Source organism: Deltaproteobacteria bacterium (assembly GCA_012522415.1).
In the GTDB taxonomy this organism is placed as follows: domain Bacteria; phylum Desulfobacterota; class Syntrophia; order Syntrophales; family JAAYKM01; genus JAAYKM01.
Genome location: JAAYKM010000094.1, coordinates 1 through 1,667 on the forward strand (window position 1 = coordinate 1; position 1,667 = coordinate 1,667).

Genomic DNA, 1,667 nt, shown 5'->3' on the forward strand with positions numbered 1-1,667 from the left:
CCGTTCCGGCCTCGCCCCGCAGGCAGCGTTCAGCAGCCTGTTCAACGCCTGTCTTTCCGATCATGTCACTGCTGCCATAGCCGGCCGCTTGCAAAAGACTGTATTCCGATGACGATATCCGGCCCATGTAGCCGAGGGCGTGTCCGACGTAACGGCTGTTTTCGGTGTAACGCCTCTTATAGTGTTTGGTCACGACCACGCCGGGATATTTATAGTTTTGCTCAATCAGTCTGGCTGCCAGGCCCTCGGGAACCGCTTCCGCGATGAGGACCGGTTGACCGCTCGCGAAAAGCCAGTTGTTTTCAAGGAGCAGATAGCGGAGCTGCATGATCAGAAAGGCCTCGCCGTCCGTGTAAAGCCTGCTTCCTGACACCCGGTCCGGTTCAATTTGGAAGTAATCATCAAGCAGAAAATAGAAGAATTCTTCCGGATCCTCCCGGACCATGCGGCGTTTCTGCCTCTCCGTGACTGCCTTGTCCCGGTCGATCAAATTGAAAAGATCCTTGTCCGTCTGCCAGTAGGAAATATCCTCGAGCGGCTGGCGAAAGACGAAGCGGAGCGATGCCTCCGTCCTGAGGAGATTCTCATCCCTGAACTCCAGGGGCAGATCAAACCATTTCAGCAACGGGCTGTTGAAGTCACAATGGTATTCATCAAAAAGAATGGCCAGGTCCAGCAGGAAGCGGTTCAGCTGTTCATTGGTCATCCGGGTGGAAACCAGTTCAACCCGGTCAAGAGCGTCGGAGACAGCCAGAGGGATTCCGTTACGATCCACGATATCACCACGCGGCGCCTCCAGGGTAATCTCACTCATCTGCCCGACCGTTTCAGGAATAAAGACGTCATTTTTACCGAAAAGCTGCAGTGAGCCGGTCCTGAACAGAATGAGCAGCAGGATGGCCGCAATCAGACTGGTCAAAAGGGCAAACCTCCGCCCGCCCGGGAAGAGTGTGGCAGTACGTTCACCCTCTGTCTTCCTGAAGGTAAGGGCAGGCAGGAAGGAAGACCCCGGTGAACCGGGAAGACCTTTTTGGTCACTCATGGGCCACCTCCTTGACTTTGACCGCCAGGTCCGCTTCACCCCGGCCAGCCTGCCTCTTGAAGAATGCAAGCCAGAAATAAGCGGTGATCAGCAGGGCTCCGCCCAGATTCGCCAGCAACTTCAGGGGGAGAGGGATAAGGGCTGCCCTGATGGCCGTGACGAAAGAGCTGTCAATTTGACCGAGAGGGGTCAGCCAGGCAAAAACCGACATGATCAAGGTGTGGACAACCGTCGCACCCGCGACCAGGAGGCTGCCCCGCGCCGCATAGTTTTTCCAGCCATGGCGGGCAAGTGCGTTGCCGCACAGACTGAGAATCATCGCCACCAGCATACCGGGGCCGTAACCGATGCCGGCCGCATAGTCACAGATGAAGCCTGCCGCAAGGCCCAGAATAAAACTGTCATAGCCCGGCGTCCACAGGGCCGCCAGCAAAGGGAACACCAGCAGGAAATCCGGCGTGGGATAGCGGCGATCCAAGGAAAGCATAAGCTGTAAAAAGGCCAGGAAGATAAAACAGAGGCCATAGACTGCCAGGCGCCGTCCCGGATTGACTTCACGACTCATGGTCCGGTTCCACCAAAACAAACACATAGCGGAGGTGGTCGAAATCAGCTGCCGGCACTA

At 56.5% G+C, this 1,667-nt stretch carries 2 protein-coding genes; both read right to left on the reverse strand.

What is annotated here, in order from left to right; translation table 11 throughout:
* The coding region (locus GX147_08295; GenBank protein NLN60685.1) for a hypothetical protein at window positions 1-1,042 on the reverse strand (1,042 nt) is incomplete at its 3' end.
* Window positions 1,035-1,607, reverse strand: coding sequence for a hypothetical protein (locus GX147_08300; GenBank protein ID NLN60686.1), 573 nt, complete (start codon window positions 1,605-1,607; stop codon window positions 1,035-1,037). The genes GX147_08300 and GX147_08295, both read right to left, overlap by 8 nt.
* Window positions 1,608-1,667 lie beyond the last annotated feature (60 nt).

Coding starts and splice junctions, on each gene's coding strand:
- GX147_08300 (NLN60686.1), bottom strand. CDS start 1,607: ATGAGTCGTGAAGTCAATCCGGGACGGCGCCTGGCAGTCTATGGCCTC.